This window comes from Parashewanella curva, assembly GCF_003675895.1.
In the GTDB taxonomy this organism is placed as follows: Bacteria; Pseudomonadota; Gammaproteobacteria; order Enterobacterales; family Shewanellaceae; genus Parashewanella; species Parashewanella curva.
This window is the reverse complement of record NZ_ML014759.1, coordinates 1-15,883: the sequence shown is the minus strand read 5'-3', so window position 1 is coordinate 15,883 and position 15,883 is coordinate 1. Positions and strand designations below refer to the sequence as shown.

Annotated in this window: 15 protein-coding genes; 8 read left to right on the top strand and 7 right to left on the bottom strand. The window is 41.3% G+C overall.

Annotated elements, in window-relative coordinates; all coding sequences use genetic code 11:
• Positions 1-42 precede the first annotated feature (42 nt).
• Genes virB9 through D5018_RS04325 form a run of 7 tightly spaced genes read left to right on the top strand, consistent with a single transcriptional unit; the run spans position 43 to position 7,899 of the window.
• The gene (gene virB9, locus D5018_RS04355) at positions 43-873 is read left to right on the top strand and encodes a P-type conjugative transfer protein VirB9 (protein WP_165904994.1); all 831 of its coding nucleotides are present in this window, start codon (positions 43-45) and stop codon (positions 871-873) included.
• On the top strand, positions 866-2,005 hold the full coding sequence (virB10, locus tag D5018_RS04350; protein ID WP_207819217.1) for a type IV secretion system protein VirB10: 1,140 nt from the start codon (positions 866-868) through the stop codon (positions 2,003-2,005). The genes virB9 and virB10 overlap by 8 nt, the downstream gene beginning before the upstream one ends.
• Entirely contained in the window at positions 1,983-3,035 is a 1,053-nt protein-coding gene (virB11, locus tag D5018_RS04345) for a P-type DNA transfer ATPase VirB11 (protein WP_121837783.1), read from the top strand. Before virB10 ends, virB11 begins: the two co-directional genes overlap by 23 nt.
• Positions 3,032-4,888 carry a type IV secretory system conjugative DNA transfer family protein gene (locus tag D5018_RS04340; protein WP_121837782.1) on the top strand — a complete coding sequence of 619 codons (1,857 nt, stop codon included), beginning with the start codon at positions 3,032-3,034 and terminating at the stop codon, positions 4,886-4,888. Before virB11 ends, D5018_RS04340 begins: the two co-directional genes overlap by 4 nt.
• A complete protein-coding gene (locus tag D5018_RS04335; RefSeq protein WP_121837781.1) occupies positions 4,881-6,758 on the top strand; it encodes an LPD7 domain-containing protein in 1,878 nt (625 codons plus the stop codon). Before D5018_RS04340 ends, D5018_RS04335 begins: the two co-directional genes overlap by 8 nt.
• Positions 6,736-6,912 (top strand): conjugal transfer protein TraD, encoded by a 177-nt coding sequence (locus D5018_RS04330; protein WP_243637380.1) that lies wholly within the window; start codon positions 6,736-6,738, stop codon positions 6,910-6,912. The genes D5018_RS04335 and D5018_RS04330 overlap by 23 nt, the downstream gene beginning before the upstream one ends.
• 3 nt (positions 6,913-6,915) lie before the next feature.
• Complete coding sequence (locus D5018_RS04325; protein ID WP_121837780.1) at positions 6,916-7,899, top strand: ArdC family protein; 984 nt, start codon at positions 6,916-6,918, stop codon at positions 7,897-7,899.
• A 47-nt stretch (positions 7,900-7,946) separates the two neighbouring features.
• Here the strand turns inward: D5018_RS04325 and D5018_RS04320 are convergent, their stop codons facing one another.
• Positions 7,947-8,345 carry a hypothetical protein gene (locus D5018_RS04320; RefSeq protein WP_121837779.1) on the bottom strand — a complete coding sequence of 133 codons (399 nt, stop codon included), beginning with the start codon at positions 8,343-8,345 and terminating at the stop codon, positions 7,947-7,949.
• A 124-nt stretch (positions 8,346-8,469) separates the two neighbouring features.
• Here D5018_RS04320 and D5018_RS04315 point away from each other — a divergent pair, with 124 nt between their 5' ends.
• On the top strand, positions 8,470-9,624 hold the full coding sequence (locus tag D5018_RS04315; RefSeq protein WP_121837778.1) for an IS110 family RNA-guided transposase: 1,155 nt from the start codon (positions 8,470-8,472) through the stop codon (positions 9,622-9,624).
• A 382-nt stretch (positions 9,625-10,006) separates the two neighbouring features.
• Here the strand turns inward: D5018_RS04315 and D5018_RS04310 are convergent, their stop codons facing one another.
• The 6 genes from D5018_RS04310 to D5018_RS04275 form a co-directional block, all read right to left on the bottom strand.
• Positions 10,007-10,528 (bottom strand): hypothetical protein, encoded by a 522-nt coding sequence (locus D5018_RS04310; protein ID WP_121837777.1) that lies wholly within the window; start codon positions 10,526-10,528, stop codon positions 10,007-10,009.
• A 617-nt stretch (positions 10,529-11,145) separates the two neighbouring features.
• Entirely contained in the window at positions 11,146-11,415 is a 270-nt protein-coding gene (locus D5018_RS04300; protein ID WP_121837775.1) for a hypothetical protein, read from the bottom strand.
• A 480-nt stretch (positions 11,416-11,895) separates the two neighbouring features.
• Positions 11,896-12,288 carry a hypothetical protein gene (locus D5018_RS04295; RefSeq protein WP_121837774.1) on the bottom strand — a complete coding sequence of 131 codons (393 nt, stop codon included), beginning with the start codon at positions 12,286-12,288 and terminating at the stop codon, positions 11,896-11,898.
• A gap of 151 nt (positions 12,289-12,439) precedes the next feature.
• Positions 12,440-12,715: a hypothetical protein gene (locus D5018_RS04290; protein ID WP_121837773.1), complete on the bottom strand. Its 276-nt coding sequence runs from the start codon at positions 12,713-12,715 to the stop codon at positions 12,440-12,442.
• A gap of 1,048 nt (positions 12,716-13,763) precedes the next feature.
• Complete coding sequence (locus D5018_RS04280; protein WP_121837771.1) at positions 13,764-14,159, bottom strand: hypothetical protein; 396 nt, start codon at positions 14,157-14,159, stop codon at positions 13,764-13,766.
• Positions 14,160-15,137: 978 nt separating this feature from the next.
• Positions 15,138-15,683 (bottom strand): relaxase/mobilization nuclease domain-containing protein, encoded by a 546-nt coding sequence (locus D5018_RS04275; RefSeq protein WP_121837770.1) that lies wholly within the window; start codon positions 15,681-15,683, stop codon positions 15,138-15,140.
• Between the last annotated feature and the right edge of the window lie 200 nt (positions 15,684-15,883).

Genomic DNA, 15,883 nt, shown 5'->3' with positions numbered 1-15,883 from the left:
TCTAGCGTCTTTTTATCTAAGATAAAGAATAAAAGTCACTGGATGTCTGCCTTTGCAGGCATGACGTTATCTTTATTGTCTTCTGTAACTCAAGCTCTTGAAACCCCTCATATCGGCCATTTTGATAGACGAGTTCGCCATATCAATTTCAATCCTCAGCAAGTGGTGAAATTGGTTGGTCATTATGGTTTTGCGACTGACATAGCCTTTGCCAACGGTGAGACAATCAAACAAATTGCGATGGGCGACAGTGCTGCATGGAGTGTGACTCCCGTTGATAACCACATTTTTATCAAACCCAAAGCCCAGCTAGCCATCACTAATATGACGGTGCTGACTAATCGTCATGTGTACCAATTTGAGCTCAATGCGTCACTGCTAAAAAACACTAATCAAGCCACAAGCCGTAATATGATGTTTGCGGTGGATTTTATCTATCCCGATGATCTTAAAACTCAGTTACACCAACACAATCAACAGCAGTTACTTGAAGATCAGCTAAGCCTTCACACCTCGCCACAGGTGAATAGCCAGAATTATTTCTATAAAGGTGATAAATCCTTATTGCCTGTAACGGTCTTTGATGATGGCCGCTTTACTTACCTCAAGTTTAATCCCAAACAAGACTTGCCTGCGGTATATACCGTCAATAGCGACAACAGTGAAAGCTTGGTGAATAGTCATATCAATCCTGACTTTCCCAACACCATAGTGATCAGGCGAGTAGTTAGAAGATTAGTGCTGCGACAAGGCCAATTAGTCTTGTGCTTGTTTAACCAATCCTTTGATGCAGAAAAGCCTGCAAGTTATCAAAAGACACAAATCCCACAAGTAAAGCGCATTGCCAAAAGGCGTGGAGGTTCGCATGGCTGAACAACACACCAACCAAGAGCCAGAGCTTTCCAACAATCCGGTTCCAGAGCTAGGCAACCGAGTTCAAAGTAATACGTGGCTCACCAAAGCAGTAATGTCTGCCATCGCTGCCTTAATGATTGTGCTGTTAGTGGCCATCAATGGCGGTTTTAGCCATGCCCAATCAGACACAGACTCAATCCATCATCATTACACCATTGCTGATCACCTTGGAGTGCCACCTGAGCCAACGAATAAACCTGTTACCAGTATAAAAACAAAACCAAACATTGAGACAAACTCAATCATTCATACTGGGCAATTGGACGAACCCAACTCACCGCAGTTTGGTCACTTAGCTCGTTTAAGTGGCCAGAAAAAAACACTCACTCCACAAAAACGTAAACAGTTAGATGGCTTATTGGTACTCAATAACAGCTCGCAACAGGCTGTTCCAAGAAACATTCAACAACAAGACTCCTTGCCAGACATAAACCAAGAGCAGCCTAATAGCCACTCACTAAACCAACAATTACAAGCCACTAAAATTCAGGGAAGTATCGCCAGTCGAATCATTGATCCCAACTTGTTTATTACCAAAGGCGCATTTCTCGACTGCATTTTAGAAACCGCCATTAGCAGCGACGTAGCAGGCATGACCCGTTGTCAATTAAGTCGTGATATTTACTCTACCAATGGCAAGGTATTGCTGCTCGAAAAAGGCAGTCATATTGTTGGTGAATACCAAACTGGATTAGAGCAAGGACAAGCTCGAATTTTTGTATTGTGGGATCGCATCGAAACTCCAACGGGTGTGATTTTAGATTTAGCTTCACCGGGAACCGACAGCCTTGGCCGTAGCGGTCATAGTGGTTATGTCGATGGTCATTTTGGACAGCGATTTGGCAGTGCGATGTTACTCAGCTTGATTGGTGATGTCGGAACCTATTACGCCAATAAATCTAAAGGAAATAGCAACACAATCCAATTCGGAGACACCATTGGAGGTACTAAAGATCTCGCTTCTATTGCACTTCAATACTCGATTCATATCAAACCAACTTTGTATAAAAACCAAGGGGAACACATCAATGTGTTTGTGGCCAGAGACTTAGATTTTAGGAGTGTTTATGAGCTTAAACTTAGCCAATGAAGTTGCAATTGAAGACCCAATTGAACCCAATCGTGCTGTTGCTTTATACGAGCACCTTAACATACTCAACATTTATTTATATCCACCACAGATCACGGAAATTGTCATTAATAAGCCACTGCAAGTACTAACGGAAAGGGAAAGTGGCTGGAAACAACATAAAGTGAAATCACTGACCTTGGAATACTGCAAACGCTTGAGCAAGTTGATTGCGACCTATTCAGGCCAAAAACTGGATGCCGTGTATCCAATATTATCTGCCACTTTGCCTGACGGTGAGCGAGTACAAATTGCCATTCCTCCAGTTACTCCAGTAGGTAAGATCAGCATTACCATCCGCAAGCCGTCCAAATCCGTGTTTACCTTGGACGAATATCAACGACAGGGATATTTTTCACAACAAAGCCCAGTTAATGGCAGTCAGCCTGAAACTGATGCCCAGCTGTTGGCCTTCAAGCAAAATAGCGATATTTCCGCTTTTCTGAAACTTGCCATCAAGCTTCGAAAAAACATCATAGTTTCTGGTGCGACAGGCTCAGGAAAAACCACTTTTTTACGTTCATTGCTGCAACAAGTTCCAGATTCAGAGCGATTAATATCCATTGAAAATGTCGATGAATTGCAACTTTATAACACTCACAGTAACACCGTTAGCTTGTTCTATTCCGCTGGTAATCAAGGCATTGCCAATATCACTCAAAAGCAGTTGCTAGAAGCCAGCTTACGGATGAAGCCCGATAGAGTGTTTGTGGCTGAACTTATTCGTGGCGATGAAGCCTTTTATTTTCTTCGCAATATCAACTCAGGGCATCCGGGCAGCATCACCACCATGCACGCTGGTAGTCCTAAGTTAGCAATGGAACAACTGATGTTGCTGCTAAAAGAAAGCCAAGCAGGGTCGTCATTATCCAGAGAAGACATTAAGCAACTTCTGCATTTATGTGTTGATGTGATAGTGCAACTGCAAGTGGTAAACGGCAGACGTTTTGTCAGCGAAGTGTTCTTTAACCCAAAGGGCATGGAGGCATGATGAGCAAACGTGGCTGGGTAATATTATCAAGCATCATTGGCGTGTTAATCGCCAGCCTGTGGTTCAGTGGTGTATTGTTCTTGTGGTTTGCCAACCTTGATGTAAAGCAATCCAGCCCCTTAACCATTTTCAAATACGCTTATTATTTTGGTCATCAAAAAGTTACTCAGTTTTATCTCATTTTATCCGTTACCATCGGCTTTGCGCCTGTAATTGCCTTTGTTGCTAAGAAGCTTAAAACAAAAAAGCAGCCTCTTTATGGTGATGCAAAATTTGCTGACACCAAACAAATTAACCAAGCTGGATTATTGGCTAAATCAGGCATTGTTGTGGGTAAAAAGCGCTTTGGCTTGTCAGAGCAATATCTACAGTTTGCTGGTCAGCAGCATGTGCTAATGTCAGCACCCACTCGCAGCGGTAAAGGTGTAGGTGTGGTCATTCCTAATTTACTTAGCTGGCAAGACTCTGTAGTGGTTTTGGATATTAAACAAGAGAACTGGTGCATCAGCTCTGGCTTTAGAAGCGCTCACGGTCAGAAATGTTTTCTGCTCAACCTCGCACCTAGAAACTACCAAAGCCATCGCTGGAATCCACTGCATTACATCTCAAATGATCCAAGCTTTCGAATCAACGATATTCAGAAAATTGGCCAGATGCTGTTTCCCAATCTCGATAACGAAGCTCCAGTGTGGCAAGCCTCAGCTCGCTCTTTATGGTTGGGGTTAGTCTTGTACCTGATTGAATCACCACCGCTGCCAGTGACCATGGGCGAAGTATTACGTCTACTCACTCAAGGAGATGAATATCTGGCTCAACAATTAGAGTTAAGACTGGATTCCAATGTCACTTTATCCAGTCAATGCCTGTTAGCTCTAAAAGAATACCTCGACACACCAGAGCGCACTCGTGGCTCTGTACGGAAAAGTTTTACTTCAGCCTTAGAGTTGTTTTACAACCCTGTGATTGATGCGGTAACAGCAGGCAATGACTTTGACTTGCGCCGAATACGCCAGCAAAAGATGTCGATTTATGTCGGTGTTACTCCTGATGATTTAAGCCGTCTATCGCCACTGATTAATCTGTTCTTTCAACAGCTGATTGACCTTAATACAAGAGAGCTGCCTGAGCAAAACCCACAGCTTGAATACCAAGTGCTATTACTACTCGATGAGTTTGCCGCCATTGGCAAAGTTGGCATATTAAGCAAAGGCATTAGCTATGTCGCAGGTTATGGACTAAGACTACTCACCATTATTCAATCTCCGGCACAACTCAGAGAAATCTACGGTCATGATGGCGCTGAAACCTTAATGGATAATCATGCGCTGCAAATTGTGTTTGCACCGAAAAATCCAAAAGTCGCCAGAGAAATCTCAGATAGCCTTGGCACATCTACTATCAATAACCGCAGTCGTAGCCGTCAGTTATCAGGCAAAGGCGGTAAAAGTGAAAGTGTTAGCGACCACGGACGAGCCTTAATGCTGCCCCAAGAACTGATGCAAATGGGTGCTGACAACGCCATTTTACTTCTCGAAAACTGCCCTCCGGTGAAATGTCAAAAACTGCGTTGGTATCAAGACAGACAGCTAACTGTTCGTGGTAATCAACCAGATAAAAATCATTACAAAATACCAAACATTCCCAAGGTCACGCCCAAACAGCATTCAATCACCGTTACTCAAATCCGTTGCGCTGAGGATGGCGATACAACAAGTGTTGAGCAATCTGAAGCTGACAATAGTGCGACATCGAAGTCGAGCCAACCAAACCCCGAGCCTATATCTCAAAAAACACCAATAAACGACTTGGTTACCGATTTCAAAAACGTAGTGGGAGATGAAAACTATGAGTAATGAGCAATTGAAACATAAAACCTATTTGGCAGTGGGTTATGACGATAGAGCGCAAGCCCAACAAGAAATCGGCAGACTCAACAATGGTGTTGCAGCCATCAGCTTTGATGGTGAACAAGGCTTATGGTATGCCAAAGCTGGCACAGATAAGCGCAAAGTAGAACCTTGGCTGCCAGATCCCAACATGATGAAGCAGAACAGCGATATCGATCCCCTGCTTGAATTTAACCATGTCTTAGAAACGGCAGGTTTCTTACTTGAAGAGCCACCAATGATGGATGGGCAAATTCATCGAGTGGCGACGCAGGACGATAAACGAGGTCAAAAGAGTGGTGTCTATGCCGTGTTTAATGATGGTCACCCAGTTGGCTGGTATCAAGATCATCGGAATCACAATGAGCCACAAAAATGGCATGCCAGCTTTGAACAAGCCGATCCAACCGCACGTCTCCACCAAAAAGCGCATATGGCCAATATTCGTTATCTGAGAGAACAAAGCTTAAATCAAAAGCAGCAACATCACGCCAAACGCTGCGCTCAGCTATATCGACAGCTGCCAACCGCAAACTCTGGTCAGGGCTATTTGAATCGTAAAGGCGTACAAGCGTATCCCGGTGTTTGTCAGGACAAGAAAGGACGTTTAGTTATTCCTTTGTATGATACTGAACAAAATATTCATAGCTTGCAGCGGATCAGTCCCAATGGTTTCAAGTGCCTTAAAAAAGGGGCACAAAAATCAGGCCATTTCTTTGTTGTTGGCGATAGGCCATTAAACGCTAATGAACCTATTCTCTACGCAGAAGGCTACTCAACCGCAGCGAGTATTGCGGAAGCTACAGGTCGCAGCGTAGTGATGACAGTCGACGCAGGTAATATGCCCAAGGTCGCTGAAAAGATCAGTGCCAAATATCCCAATGCAAGACATCTTTTCCTTGCCGACAATGATCATAAAAATCAAATCAACAAAGGCGTACAAAAAGCCAGAGAATCAGCCAACTTAGTCGGTGGTCATTGGCTGACCCCAAAATTTTCTACAGAGCAGATCCAACATGGCCTAACTGACTTTAATGACTTACAGATAAGCAGCAGTGTGGTCAGAGTAAAAAAGCAAATCGAAGGTTACATTGAACGCTGTTGGCCAGAGCTGAAGTACCAAAAACCAGAACGATTACAGCCACCGCTTAATAGCATTACGCCTGTAAGTTCAACGCTCAAAGCCATAACTACACAGCAGCAAGAAACTGTAATTGAACAAGTAAAAACACCAGAAGCTGAATTAAAGACAAAGCCAGACAATCCGACACAGCCTCCGAAATCAAACCCAAAACAACCAGAGCAAGAAACATCAAAAATGCCGATGCCTAAGCATCTGTATATGCGCTATACCTCAGCTAATGGCAAAAGCTATTTCCCTAATCGCAATTCAGCAGCACTCGCCTTTATCGACAAAGGCAACAAACTACAAACACGACTGGAACACAGCAAAATTATTTTGGACTTATTGGCCATTGCCGAACATCGTGGCTGGCAACAAATTAAGCTAAAAGGCAGTCAGAACTTTAAACGTGAAGCTTGGCTACAAGCCAAAATCAAAGGCATGGAAGTCACAGGCTACAAGCCACAACCCTTGGATTATCAACGCTTGACACAGCAAGGGATCAATATTGACAAGCAATCTCACCAGACTCAAGCGGTAAAACCCCAAGCTCAGCCAACCACTTCACCACCAAAGCAGCAAGCGACTACACAAGCCAAATCACAATCCGCATTAGAACGGTTTAAGCAGAGGTTTACCCCACAAAATTCAATTGCCAAATCCCGTTTTGCACCAAGTAAGGAGGCGCACTATGAACACCAACTCGAACGCTAATAAATTGAACGAAAGATTACTTCCACTCAACATTCCTCAAAAGGTCGTAGAGGTTACTCAAACAGAAGCAGAAGAAATGGGCGCATTTGAGGAAGATGCGCTATCCGAACTAAACGCATGGGAAGCAGTAGAAGTTGATACTGATGAGGAGTAAACCATGCCAAAGAACTCAAAGAACAAAGTCCCGTACCATGAACAAATCGCCAACAAGCTGATTCAGCAACTGAAACAAGGCACTGCACCGTGGATGCTACCATGGAAACCGGGTGAACCAAGAATGCCACACAACCCAGTTAGCGGAACCAAATACAAAGGCTCAAACGCAATATGGTTAGCCATGCAAGGTAGGCAAGATCCAAGATGGATGACCTTCAAACAGGCCAGCAGTCTCGATGCCAAAGTGATGAAAGGGCAACATGGCACGATTGTTCAATACTGGAAGCTGTTCGACAAAATAGACAAGACCGATAGCAATGGCAAAAAAATCTTAGGTACCGACGGTAAGCCACTAAAACAAACCGTCAAACTAGAAAGGCCAAAAGTATTCAGTGCAGTGGTGTTCAATGCCGCTCAAATTGAAGGCTTACCAGAGCTGGAAATCAAAACTGAACCCGATTGGCAACGCCATGAGCGAGCAGAGAAAATCCTGAATAATGTCGGTGTGGCCATTCATCATGACCAACACGATAATGCCTACTACAGTCCTTCTACTGATAGCATTCATTTACCCGCCAAATCCCAATTTGAGACAGCAGACCGATATCTGGCGACCATTTATCATGAAGCAGCCCATTCGACAGGCGCCAGCCATAGACTCAACCGAGATATGACAGGCCGTTTCGGTGATGAATCCTACGCCAAAGAAGAACTCAGAGCCGAAATCGCCTCGTTGATGATCGGAGATGAACTACAAATCGGTCATTCATTTGGCCAGCATGCGGCTTATGTCGATGCATGGATTAAGGTGCTGAAAGATGACCCTAAAGAAATATTAAGAGCTTCAAGAGATGCGGAGAAAATACAGAATTACGTGATGGGGTTTGAAAGAGAAAGTACTAATGAAAAAGCAACAACATTCATTGAAAAGCGAAATGATAGTCTGCTTAGAACCATGAAAGAGCAACATCTTGAGTTTGGTTAATGCAAAGGAGAAATTATCGCTATTATTTACCATAGTCTCTTGTATGCTTACGAAATTTTACCAACGCTCTTAATTAATAATTTAGTAAAGCTACGTTGATAAAAATAAAAAATCTCTACGATATAAAGAGGAAGGGTTTTTATTAAAGCCATTAAGCCACCTTGCTCTTCGGCTGAGATTGAAAACTCATAAAGATAATAAATACATAACGTGCTAAACAGGAGCATTAATGAGTGAGTTTTGCTTATTTCATAATGGACAGCGCTATAGTTAAACCTAGTTTTTCGAATTTTATTGAGTTCTCTAATTTGTATTTTTCTAACCAGTGCTCGCCAAAATTTAGGTACATATTTGAATAAACCGCCAATTCCAAGAGCAACCAATGCTGCTGGTATATGGTTTAACCACCAAGAAAAACTTGTCCAGTTACTTATAACTTCATTCATTGGTTACAAAACCCTTAGTAAGCATAGACACAATGACTCCCCACGAGGTGCTAGCCTCTCAATTCGTGGGTTAGCATAAGCCAGAGCCATTATTAAATTCGTAATTTAAATATGAGAGGCTAGCATGAACGAACATAACATACTTTTCATCGGTTTAGATACTCATAAAGAGTTCAATGAAGTTGCTTATTGCGAAGATATTCGCGGTGCCAAACCAACACACCTTGGCCGGATCCAAAACACGAAAACAGCCATTCAAAAATTAGTTCGACAACTTACATCAAAATATCCGCATTATGCATTTCACTTTATTTATGAAGCAGGCCCTTGCGGGTATTGGATATATCGACTGCTCACCAGTATAGGTCACAGCTGTCATGTCGTTGCGCCTTCGTTGATACCTAAAAAACCAGGAGAGCGCGTTAAAACTGATAAACGAGATGCTTTAAAATTGGCTCAGCTACTAAAAAATGGCGATATCGAAGCTATCTACGTACCAGAGCCAGAAGATGAAGCCATTCGGGATTTATCCCGTGCACGACAAACCGCCATGGAAGACTTAAAAGACGCCAAATATGAACTGAAATCGATGTTGCTTCGAAATAATATCCAATGCCAGATTGCAGACAATTGGTCTAAACAGCACTTAAGATGGTTAACAGATTTAGTGCTACCACATCCAACTCAGCAAATTGTATTGCAAGAGCACATTCAAACGATTTCAGAACGAATGAAACGACTTGCACGATTTGATACCGAACTTGAATATCATGTAAAGCTTTGGCGCTACTATCCCGTTGTTAAAGCCATACAAGCGATGCGTGGTGTCAGGCTGCTCGTTGCGGTGGGAGTTATCGCTGAGCTTGGTGATTTAAACCGTTTCGACCATCCAAGAAAGCTGATGAGTTACTTAGGGTTAGTTCCCAGTGAACATTCCAGTGGCGGACACCGTAGGCTAGGAGCAATCACTAAATGTGGAAACGGTCGTGCGAGACGCTTGCTTATCGAGGGTGCGCATTCTTATCGGTACGCTGCCAACATCTCCCCAGAATTACAAAAACGGCAAGAGCAGCTGAGCAAAGAAATTGTTGATATTGCATGGCAAGCACAATTAAGGCTGTGTCGACGTTACCAGCGGCTCATGAAAAGAGGTAAACATTACAATGTCGTTATTACTGCAATAGCCAGAGAAATGATTGCCTATATTTGGGCGATTGCAAAAGAGGTGGTCTTAACACCAGTAAATCCGAAACAACGATTATCACGCGTACCCTCGTAATGATGTGACCGTAACCTATTAATGAACATAAGAATTGAGCTAATGCATGTGGTCAAGCATCGAGAGCAGTACAAACTCCGAGGGCGTTAGGCAGGCGATTCTAGTTCACTAGAATTGATCCACGAGCATAGACTGAAGAAAAGGTACTACGTCGAAACAAGTAAGGTAGGCGCTGCTCATCAATCGATGAGTAATCCACGGATACCAGCATGAATATCGACGAAATTACTTGCTTCATCCTTGCATTAGCTCACCTTCACGGTGAAACCAAAGCTAAAAATAATTTTGGCACGGATTGCTATGTTTTACTTGACGTGGGGAGTCATACCAACGCCCAAATCAGGTGCGCCGTAGGCGTCACCTGGATTTGCTTGTTATGCGCTTAGAGCTTGACGCTCATGCCAGAATTTGGACCCGGTGGTAAACCTAAGGCTGTATCGACGCCAACATTTGCTTGGAGATCATTGAGAAGTTGAAGCGCTGAAAATTGCTGATTTTCTAACCTCAGTGAAGCAGACCTTGGAGTTCCTGAGTGCCGTGCACGATAAACCGTTATATATTGTTGGTCTTGCGATATTGCCTTTTGACACACAGCCCTAATGTAGAAACGGTTAAACTCACCTTCACAAAGAGTTGCATTTGCATTATACGGCATACTTGCAGAGGTAAAACCGCCAGAAGGTTTTTTCCTCAGATACGTTGGATTAAAGTAGCCCATATTTAAGTTTGCTACAAAGGATTCAATGTTACCTTCTTCCGCAGCAGCTAAAAGAAGCTGTGAATAAACTTCTTTACCAGATTGGTTTAAACGATCAGAGATGTATAGTTTATCTTGAGCGATATCGTTTTGAATCTCCGAAATCATTTCATTCCGTACATTTTCTAAATCAACTAATTCAAACATCCTTTTACCTATTTCTATTTTCTAGAACTTACATCATTGTTTTATTTTTCAATAATCTGATTGATTTAGATCAACAGCAAATGAGAAAGTTGAGTTTTGGTGGCGCATACGCCCAATTAACGGGCAAATGGTGTTTGGCTAAAATTTTGGAGCGCAGCGACAAAAGCCAAACAGTATTTGTCCTGTTGAATTGCTTGTTAGTTGCGATTTGCTAATTGAGACATCTTTTCCCAATTAGTCGATTCAGCTAGAAGCTTGCAGGTTTTATAATACTTGAAAACCCAAATTGCTTCTTGAACTTGAGAACCAATCATTAACCCAACAATCAGAAATTTAACCTCTGTGGGTAAAATTAGCTGAAAAATCACATCACTAAATAATACAAGTACCACGACTGAAGTCCTAAACAGTATTAATGGCAAATGCTTGACGTAGATTTTTGTTAACGATATTTGAGAGTTCTGATACTTCAAAAAACGCTTATAAAACTGATTCATACTTCAACTTACGCTTTAGCAACTAACGCCGCATTAACGGGCGGAAAATTGTTGGCTATAATTTGCGACGCAGGAGCAAAGCCAACAATTTTGCGTCCTGTTGAATGCCTTGTTAGGTATTTACGATGAAACCTGCTTAGATATAGATTTTGATAATGCTACAATCATTTCAGAACACTGTGATATTGATAGTAAATCATTTTCTGCCGCCATTTTGATTATTGGTTGTAAATCTGGAATCGGTAGCTCACTTGATGCATGAGGACTAAATTTTCCTGTCTCTAGAGAGTCATAACGAGAACGGATGGACTTTTCTTTGCTGCTCCAGCTTGACGTTCCAATTTCAATAGAGTGTGTTTCAGATATAGTAACTTTTTTTTCGACTTTCATTTAAAACCTATTTGATTGTATTGCCTAGAACTTATACCTAACGCCCAATTAACGGGCAAATGGTGTTTGGCTAAAATTTTGGAGCGTAGCGACAAAAGCCAAACAGTATTTGTCCCTGTTGAATTGCTTGTTATGCGTTTTTACTGAGAAAAGTAAATAACCACAATGATTGAAACTATGAAAACAAAAATAAAGCTTAGCTTTAAACCTGAGTGCAAGGCGTGTGATTCAGATTTTAAAAGGTACTGAAGTTTTTGTGCTTCGGAATCAGAAAGATGAGCGCAATGAGGACATGGTCCGACTCTATCATTGATCTGAAGTTTACACCTACGGCATTTCCTTGATTCGATTGGTCTTAATGGCATTGGTGCTAGTTTCCAAAGTAACGCATAACGCCGCATTAACAGGCGCAAAACGTTGGCTTATAATTTGCACCGCAGGAGCGAAAGCCAACGATTTTGCGTCCTGTTGAATGCCTTGTTATATGACAAAGCTGCTACGTATGAAAACACCAACATACAAAGGCGCCATAAACAATGACCCTATAAGATAAACTAACTTTTGCTTGTTGGGATTTGGTATTTGTTGTTTTAGATATTCGAGCTTTGGCGAAGAAATAATTAATGGGCTGATAGTCCATAAAATACCGATTGAAAACCACAATGCCCAAAGCATAGGGCTGATGAATTGATTACCTGATGCTAGCTCATATAAAGCAATACAACCAAATAAGTGAAAGATAACAGAAAGAAACTCTTCGATTTTAACACCCAAGGTAGTCACTTCTTTTTTTGTAACATAGCCATGAACTTTCCATGGGAGTGTGGGTATGTAAAACAGAAGATATAAAACTAAAAAGACGAACCAAACCACTTATTTAATCCTTAATTTTCAAATGCTCTCGATTCCTACGAGGTCATATAACGCCCAGTTAACGGGCAAATAGTGTTTGGCTAAAATTTTGGAACGCAGTGACAAAAGCCAAACAGTATTTGTCCTGTTGAACTGTTTGTTATATGTACATTTATGTGACGTTAAACTTTCCAGTCGAAGCCGCTAATAACGTGATAACTATAATTATTAAAAACGAATAAATAAACTGAAAAAGCATAGCTCTACTTGGGTTTCTCCAAGTTAGAAAGATTTGAATTGGTGCACCAATTACTACAAACATTAGCGAAACTAACACTAATAAAAGTGAGCCGCCAGCCATAGGGCTAAAGCCAAAAAGTAGAGTTATTGGAATAATTGCTATAAAAAACCATAACGCAAAAATTTTTAATACCTGAGTTACACTCATACCTTCCTTGTACATATAACGCCCAATTAACGGGCAAATGGTGTTTGGCTAAAATTTTGGAGCGCAGCGACAAAAGCCAAACAGTATTTGTCCTGTTGAATTGCTTGTTAGGCGCACCATTTGCGTTTTGATATTACAGACGTTTTGGATTTTGCTTAATTGTGATTTTCAAAATAACCAATAGCTTTGCCGATTTCAAAAACTTTTAAAACAACCCAAAAATAACATTGAATAGGGCAGTTTCGTGCTTGATCTACAGCAACTGAATTTAAACTGAAATTCCATTGCTACTGCAGTTGAACCTTGCATGGTACAACATAAAAACCATTGAAGTTTTTACAACGCATAACGCCGCATTAACGGGCGGAAAATTGTTGGCTATAATTTGCGACGCAGGAGCAAAGCCAACGATTTTGCGTCCTGTTGAATGCCTTGTTATATGTGATACCTAAACTACGAATACATTTTCGAACTGTAACTTTGTGTCATTTTGCAATTGGCTGGTTTTATAGTTTGAGTAACCGAGCCAAGATACTTGTGCAACCAAGTAACTTATCAATAAAATTTTGAATACTACTTTTAACTTCATGTTTACCGACTTGCGTATAACGCCGCATTAACGGGCGGAAAATTGTTGGCTATAATTTGCGACGCAGGAGCAAAGCCAACGATTTTGCGTCCTGTTGAATGCCTTGTTATATGTGATACCTAAACTACGAATACAACCACCTAAATAACTTAACTAAACCAAAGTAGTACAAAGCAAACAGTACTGATTGGGTAAATAAAAAAACAAAATACGGTAAAGTAAAAGTGTCAGGCTTTTCGTAACCAACAAGACTTAATGTGAAATATGCTAAAGCTAATGATACAAAGGTAGTAACTGAAGTTGTTAGCCAATTATCTTTTTTAGTTGAATCTTCCATATTCTCAAAATGATCGAAAGCATATAACGCCGCATTAAGCGGCAAATGGTTGTTGGCTATAATTTTGTAGCGAAGCGGAAAAAGCCAACAAGTATTTGTCCGTCTTGAATGCCTTGTTATATTTATGTTCTTGAATAAACGCTTAATATTGGAAATTTGCTGTCTGAAAAATTGATTGTTACGGATTTTACTTCTTTACCCCTAAAGGCTTCTGTAAACTCTGACGGATAAACCCTAGAACCATTTGCTAATAAAGCTAAAACGTGTTTTTCATTAACAGTTCTTCTGCCTGATGATAAATTTTTAAAAGTAACGACAGCCCAGCGTTCACCTGTTTCATTACTGAGCAGTACAAAATTAATAACTTCAAAGTCACTTAAGTCGGGCTGGATATTTGAATCATTAGGGAATGCTAACTCGATGTTGTTAGAGATGGCTCTATCAACGGACAGCGCTGATTCATCAGCGAATACTGAGAATGAAAAGAGAAAGATTAGTCCAACGATTCGTTTACCCATGATACTTCCTGTAATAAATATAACGCCGCATTAAGCGGCAAATGGTTGCAGGCTAAAATTTGGAACGAAGTGACAAAAGCCTGCAAGTATTTGTCCGTCTTAAATGCCTTGTTAGGCGCACCAGTTACGTTTTGATATTACAGACGTTTTGGAGTGTGCCCAACTTTGTTTTTATGATACTGCCAATGATTTTGCCGATTTTAATAATTTTTAAAACAGCCAAAAATAACATTGATAAATGCAATTTCGTGGTTGATCTACAGCTGCATTATTTAAGCTGAATTTCCATTGCTACCGCAGTTGAACCTTGCATGGTACAACATAAAAACCATTGAAGTTTTTACAACGCATAACGCCGCATTAACGGGCGGAAAATTGTTGGCTATAATTTGCGACGCAGGAGCAAAGCCAACGATTTTGCGTCCTGTTGAATGCCTTGTTATGTTTTGCTATTTGAGCGCTTTGGAGGTTTTGATAACTCTATTAATTCCTCATTTATTTTTAATAAGAGCTTATAGACTCCATACGAGCAAAAGCCCCAAATGATAGAGTTACTAATATAATGCTCTTCGGAGCTTTGAGCATAAATGAATACAAACACATTTGACTGTTTTAACAAATAGCTCGAAAAAACAAGAGCTAGAAACGGTGATATATAATCCAAAAGCTTCTTTATTCGTGTTCTCATTTATGGTGCCCTGACAAAAACATAACAGCTTATTAGAAGGAAAAAATCCTTCTTTCTACAGACACGCTACCGCATGCCAAATATTTTTAACATTCGATTAAATTATCCATATTTTTTCTTTAAATCAAGTGCTTTTGTTAGGCTTGCTTGACAGGTTACTGCGTGAAAGGAGGAAAAATTCCTTCTTTCTTGTGGAAAGAAGGAAATATCTAACCACTGAACTTTTATACAGTTGCGTTTCAATAAATTTTTTTATGGTTAAATCCAGAATATCAAAAGCAGAGCTGGTTTTAGCGATTTATCTCTCTTCTCTCAGCATTAGCCTGTATTTTAAGAAATTTGTTAGTGATTGTATCGCGCAACGGTATAATTTTTGGTGAGGCTTCAGCTGAAATACCAAGCTGCTCTAATTCGTTTGCAAACCGTTCCCTCCAAGCCTGCGGTAATCCTTTTCGCACATGCAGCCGCTTCCCATCGAATCCAAGGTTTTTAACGGTTAGATGAACATGAGGACTATCGGTATCGGTGTGTAGCGCCATAACGTATTGATGGTTGTTGGCGAACGTCTTTTTAGCAAACTCTCTTACGGCTTTTTTCACGGCTTTAGGTTCGGTGCCATCGGGCATGGATAGGACGATGTGAGTGCTGTGACGAGCGTTCTTTTTGTTACTGGTGGTATCGGCTCCCCATTCTTTGGCTAGTTGGTGAAGTGCAGAGGTGTCTTGGTAGCTATTGCCTTGTTCGTCTTCTACTTCTATCTGTCCGTTTCGGCTGATGTAGTCGAAGTGAGCTTGAATGTGAGCGGCACTTTTGCAATGGCCGCTGATTTTGACCATGACTTCTGGTGCTCGCCTTGTAAAACGTTTTGAAGATTTGATGCGGTTGGCTTTGTGCCAAACGTCATTATTGAGGTGCGCCGAGCATGGCGTTGTTCTAGGAGGTGAAAGTCCTCTACGGGCTCAGTCGAGCGGGAACCGTTAGCCTATGCAAGGGTGTTCATCGTGAGGTGAAATCTGAAGGAAGCAAATGGCAAAAC

What these genes read in the sequence shown, in the direction of transcription:
- D5018_RS04290 (WP_121837773.1), bottom strand. Translation starts at nt 12,715, where the DNA reads ATGAGTGTAACTCAGGTATTAAAAATTTTTGCGTTATGGTTTTTTATA.
- D5018_RS04315 (WP_121837778.1), top strand. Translation starts at nt 8,470, where the DNA reads ATGAACGAACATAACATACTTTTCATCGGTTTAGATACTCATAAAGAG.
- D5018_RS04280 (WP_121837771.1), bottom strand. Translation starts at nt 14,159, where the DNA reads ATGGGTAAACGAATCGTTGGACTAATCTTTCTCTTTTCATTCTCAGTA.
- D5018_RS04310 (WP_121837777.1), bottom strand. Translation starts at nt 10,528, where the DNA reads ATGTTTGAATTAGTTGATTTAGAAAATGTACGGAATGAAATGATTTCG.
- virB11 (WP_121837783.1), top strand. Translation starts at nt 1,983, where the DNA reads ATGAGCTTAAACTTAGCCAATGAAGTTGCAATTGAAGACCCAATTGAA.
- virB10 (WP_207819217.1), top strand. Translation starts at nt 866, where the DNA reads ATGGCTGAACAACACACCAACCAAGAGCCAGAGCTTTCCAACAATCCG.
- D5018_RS04300 (WP_121837775.1), bottom strand. Translation starts at nt 11,415, where the DNA reads ATGAAAGTCGAAAAAAAAGTTACTATATCTGAAACACACTCTATTGAA.
- D5018_RS04340 (WP_121837782.1), top strand. Translation starts at nt 3,032, where the DNA reads ATGATGAGCAAACGTGGCTGGGTAATATTATCAAGCATCATTGGCGTG.
- D5018_RS04325 (WP_121837780.1), top strand. Translation starts at nt 6,916, where the DNA reads ATGCCAAAGAACTCAAAGAACAAAGTCCCGTACCATGAACAAATCGCC.
- D5018_RS04330 (WP_243637380.1), top strand. Translation starts at nt 6,736, where the DNA reads ATGAACACCAACTCGAACGCTAATAAATTGAACGAAAGATTACTTCCA.
- D5018_RS04320 (WP_121837779.1), bottom strand. Translation starts at nt 8,345, where the DNA reads ATGAATGAAGTTATAAGTAACTGGACAAGTTTTTCTTGGTGGTTAAAC.
- D5018_RS04275 (WP_121837770.1), bottom strand. Translation starts at nt 15,683, where the DNA reads ATGGTCAAAATCAGCGGCCATTGCAAAAGTGCCGCTCACATTCAAGCT.
- virB9 (WP_165904994.1), top strand. Translation starts at nt 43, where the DNA reads ATGTCTGCCTTTGCAGGCATGACGTTATCTTTATTGTCTTCTGTAACT.
- D5018_RS04335 (WP_121837781.1), top strand. Translation starts at nt 4,881, where the DNA reads ATGAGTAATGAGCAATTGAAACATAAAACCTATTTGGCAGTGGGTTAT.